A 4,653-nucleotide genomic window follows, 5' to 3' on the forward strand; every position below is an offset into this window, starting at 1 on the left:
GAAGACGAACCTTCGAACCCGCTCGCAGGTGCTGCGATCTGAGCTGTCAACATCCCATGTCACGATGAACCCGAAGGCATGGCCCTTGCGCCTGCCTCGACGGACCCGTTTCATCATCGACTTTCGTTTCACGCAAATACACGAAAGCGATCCGGGGTGAAAACCGTACTCCTGGGAGGTACATGAAAGTGGGAAACCCACCTGGAATGCGTGAACGGACTCAGAGCAGGTACACGTTCGGCATCTCGACGTTCGCGTCCTTGAACGGGTTCTCCGGATTCGGCGTGCCGTCCCGCGCGAGACGCTTGGCCAGTTCCCTCTGGCCTCGTTCCAACAGCTCTGGGTTGTACGAGTACTGGATCCGCACGTAGTTCGTCGATCCCACAGAGGTCTTGCGGTTCAGGAACCGCGCGAAGTCCTTCCACCCCGCGGGCTGCCGCGAGAACACGTTCGCCATCTCGACCGCGAAGCGCCCGCCGATGAAGAACGCCTTCCACTCGTCCACGTTCCTCGGGTCCAGGCGGCCGTCGACTACGGCGGCGACGCCCTCGCCGTAGGTCGGGTTGATGTACGTGCGGAACGCGTCCAGGTTCGCGAGGGCTTCCTCCAGGTTGCCGACGTCCTCGGGCTGCTGGGCCACGGGCTTCGCGGGCGGGCCGTACCACCTCGCCTGGTACGGCGCATACCGTGGGGTGCCGGACTGCCGTTCCCACTCCGCCGCGGTCCGGTCGACCAAGAAGTGGAACTTCGCATGAGTGAGCAGGTAGTCCAGCACGAGGCTGTACTCCACCCGTTCCGCGACGTCGCTCACGTCGCGGTCCGCGTACTTCCCGAGGTCCCGCCAAAGGATCCGGTGGTACTCCTCCCGCAGCGCCCGGATGCTGGGGCCCCGGAGGTAGATGCCCCACCGCTCCGGTTCGAGCCGGAACGAGGCGTAGAACGCGGCCGCCTCGGGTCCGAGTCGGAGCATGTTAGGTAAGGTCTCGGGGTCCTTGGGCGCCTCGATCCGGAAGCTGGAGAGGGCCTCCGCGCTCATGTCGAACGGACGCGCGCCCTCGAGGGAGGGCATCGCGCCCAGCCCCGGGACACGGACCGCCCCGCGATCGCAGAACGCGGGGAAGGAGGCGGCGAAGCTCCGCACCTCTTCCATGCAGGCCCCGAACCGCGGGACCCGCATAAGCCTTGGCGGTCAGTACAGCAGACACTCGACGATGCGCCCGTCGACGTCCTTGGGCGCCAGGGGCGCGGGCGGGCGGAAGCGGACGACGACGTCTCCTCCCTCCGCCCGCAGGTCCTGGATCGCGTCGAGGAGCGGCCGCGGCGCGCCCGCGAGGACTTCCCGCACGCGGGCCACGAGCCGGTCCGGGCTCTCCTCCCGGCCCGCCCGACGCGCCTCGAGCCCCTTCGCGCTCCACGACTCGACGGGGCCTACGGACGCCTCGGCCCGGGCGCGCACGAGATCCAGCCACCGTTCCTCCAGGTACGTGATCACGTCCCGGCCCTCCCAGCCGCAGGTGGACAGGGCGACCGCGCAACGCGGATGGAATCGGCAGCCCGCGGGCGGGTACACCGCATCGGGGACCTCTCCCTTGGGCAGATCCTTGGCCGCACGTTTCGTGGGGTCGGGAACGGGGATCGCGGCGAGGAGGGCGCGCGTGTACGGGTGCTTCGGATGCTGGTAGATCTCCTTTGCCGGACCCATCTCGACGATGCGGCCCAGGTACATGATCGCGATCCGGTCGCACACGAACTTCGCGGTGGCCAGGTCGTGGGTGATGAACAAGTACGTGAGGCGGTGGCGGTTCTTCAGGTCGATCATGAGTTCGAGGACGCGCGCACGGATCGACATGTCGAGCATGGCCACGGGCTCGTCCGCCACGATGAGCTTGGGCCGCAGGATCATGGCCCGGGCGATCACGGCGCGCTGCTTCTGGCCGCCGCTCAGGTCCGCGGGATACTTCTCGTACAGTTGCTCCTCGGGCGTCAGCCCCACCTCCCGCATGATCTCGAGGACGGCTTGGCGCTGCTCTTCCGCGACGTCATGATCCGTGGCCTGCACGGGGGCGGCCGTGTCCGCGGCTCCGGCGCTCGTGACTCCATGAATCTCGAGGGGGTGCCCGATCGCGCGCCCGATGGACATCGCCGGGTTGAGGGCGGCATGGGGATCCTGGAACACGATCTGCGCCCTCCGGCGGAAGGCTTCGAGCCGCCTCTCCTTGAGATGGGTGATGTCCCTGCCCTCGAAGACGACGGTGCCCTCCGTGGGCTCGACGAGGCGCAGGATCGTTCGGCCCACGGTCGTCTTCCCGCAGCCGCTCTCCCCGACCAGCCCGAAAATCTCTCCCGGCCGGAGGGCGAAGTCCACTCCGTCCACCGCGTGGACGACCGCCTTGTCCCGGAGGAGCATGCGCTGCAGGAAGGGGAGCTTCACAGGGTAGTGCACCTTGAGGCCTCGAACCGTGACGAGGTCGGACCCCGACTCCCAGGGGACCGCCTCGGCGGTCACAGGAACTCGCCTCCGAAGTGGCACGCGGCGCGCTGGCCCGTCCGGAACTCCACGAGGGGCGGGTCCACGTCCCGGCAGACGTCCTTCGCGAACGGGCACCGTGGGTGGAAGCGGCAACCCGAGGGCGGCTCGTACAGGTCCGGTGGGCTGCCGTCGATCGAGAAGAGCTCCTTGGTCTCCAGATGGATCACGGAGCGCAGGAGGCCGCGGGTGTACGGATGGATGGGCCGCGCGAAGATGTCCCGAACGGCGCCGATCTCCACGAGCCTCCCGGCGTAGAGGACGGCCACCCGGTCGCACACCTCCGCGACGATCCCGAGGTTGTGGGTGATCAAGAGGAGCGACATCCGGTAGGCGCGCTTGAGGTCCTCGAGGATCTCGAGGATCCCCGCCTCCACGATCACGTCCAAGGAGGTCGTGGGCTCGTCCGCGATCAGCAGGGACGGCCGCAGGACGAGGGCCAGGGCGATCATGATCCGCTGCCGCATGCCGCCCGAGAACTCGTGGGGGAAGTTGTGGATCCGGGACTCCGGGATGCCCATGGACGTGAGCGCGCTGACGGCCCGCTCGCGCGCCTCATCCTCGCGGACGTCCTCGTGGGCCCGGATCGTCTCCACGAAGTGGGCGTCGATGGTCATCAAGGGATTCAGCCGGGTCATGGGATCCTGGAAGATGAGCGCCAAGTCCTTGCCGCGGACCAGGCGGAAGTCCTCCTCGGCCAGGGAGGGGAGGTCCTTCCCGCGGAACCACACGTGGCCGGTGACGCGCGTCCCGTACGGCAGGACGCCCAAGATCGCCTTGCCCAGGGTGGACTTGCCGCAGCCTGTCTCGCCCACGACGCCGACGGTCTCCCCTTCGGGAAGGGTCAGGCTGACGCCATCGATTGCCCGCACCTCGCCCCGCAACGTCTTGTAGTGGACGGAGAGGTCCTCGATCCGCAGGAGCTCGTCCATCTACTGCCGCTCCTTCTTGAGCAACGGGTTCACGAGGTCGTTGAGGCCCTCCCCGAGGAAGCTCAGGCCCACGGTGAGGAGGATGATCATGAGGCCCGGGAAGACGGACGTCCACCAGATCCCGTTCCCCAGGAAGCGCTGGGCGTCGCTCAGGTCGAGGCCCCAGTCCGGGGTCGGGCGCTCCAGGCCGAAGCCCAGGAAGGAAAGGCCCGCGGCGGTCAGGATCGCGTCCGCGGCGTTCAAGGAGAAGATCACGGGGATCGAGACGAGGACGTTGGATGCGATGTAGGACCACATCACGGTCCGGGGCTTCGCCCCGAGGGCGCGGGCGGCCTCCACATAGGTTTCCTCCTTCACGGAGAGGGTGTGGTTTCTCGTGACGCGGTAGTACAGGGGGATGTAGATCACCGTGATCGCGATGCCGATGTTCAGGACGCCCTTGCCCAGGAAGAGCGCCACGAGGGCCGCCAGGAGGAGCCCGGGGAACGCGTACACGGAGTCCATGACGAGGACGAGGACGCGGTCCAGGTAGCCGCCGTGGTAGCCGGAGAACAGGCCCACGGGGAAGCCGATCACGAGCGCCAGGAGGACGCCGATGACCATGATCTCGAGCGAGCTGCGCGCGCCCCAGAGGACACGGCTGAACACGTCGCGGCCCAGGTCGTCCGTCCCCATCCAGTGCGCCGCGCTCGGAGGCTGGTTCAGGGTCGACGTGAGGACCGTGGGGTCGTACGGCGCGAGGATCGGCGCGAACACCGCGATCACGATGAAAGCGATCAGGAGCACGAGGCCGAGCCAGGCGAGGCGGCCCGCGAGGGTCTTCCGCTGCTCCAGCATGGGGTGGACGAACCGGCCCAGGAGGGTGCGCGGACCGAAGATGGACTCCCAGGTCACCTCGTCGCGCTTCCGGGTTTCGGTCGCCATCTCAGTACCTCACGCGGGGGTCGATGATCCCGTTCACGATGTCGATGCAGACCGAGATCACGATGATGATGAGCGCGTAGATCACGATCGTACCCTGGATCATCGGGTAGTCCTTCGAGTTGATCGAGTCCAGGAGGAGCGTGCCCATCCCGTCCCACGAGAACGTGCGCTCCGTGAGGACGGCGCCCGCGAACAGGATCGCGAACTGGAGGCCCAGAATCGTGACCACGGGGATCAGGGCGTTCTTGAACGCATAGCGGTACACGATGG

Annotated in this window: 5 protein-coding genes; all 5 read right to left on the bottom strand. The window is 67.5% G+C overall.

Features of this window, described 5'->3' with window-relative positions; all coding sequences use genetic code 11:
• Positions 1 to 220 precede the first annotated feature (220 nt).
• Entirely contained in the window at positions 221 to 1,150 is a 930-nt protein-coding gene (locus tag VEY12_04865) for a hypothetical protein (GenBank protein HYM39462.1), read from the bottom strand.
• Positions 1,151 to 1,189: 39 nt separating this feature from the next.
• On the bottom strand, positions 1,190 to 2,506 hold the full coding sequence (locus VEY12_04870; protein ID HYM39463.1) for an ABC transporter ATP-binding protein: 1,317 nt from the start codon (positions 2,504 to 2,506) through the stop codon (positions 1,190 to 1,192).
• Positions 2,503 to 3,459, bottom strand: a complete 957-nt coding sequence (locus VEY12_04875; protein HYM39464.1) for an ABC transporter ATP-binding protein — start codon at positions 3,457 to 3,459, stop codon at positions 2,503 to 2,505. The genes VEY12_04870 and VEY12_04875 overlap by 4 nt, the downstream gene beginning before the upstream one ends.
• Positions 3,460 to 4,383, bottom strand: a complete 924-nt coding sequence (locus VEY12_04880; GenBank protein HYM39465.1) for an ABC transporter permease — start codon at positions 4,381 to 4,383, stop codon at positions 3,460 to 3,462. It abuts the gene before it with no gap.
• Position 4,384: 1 nt separating this feature from the next.
• A partial coding sequence (locus tag VEY12_04885; protein ID HYM39466.1) for an ABC transporter permease occupies positions 4,385 to 4,653 on the bottom strand: 269 nt, incomplete at its 5' end.

The organism is Thermoplasmata archaeon (genome assembly GCA_035632695.1).
Lineage (GTDB): Archaea > Thermoplasmatota > Thermoplasmata > RBG-16-68-12 > RBG-16-68-12 > RBG-16-68-12.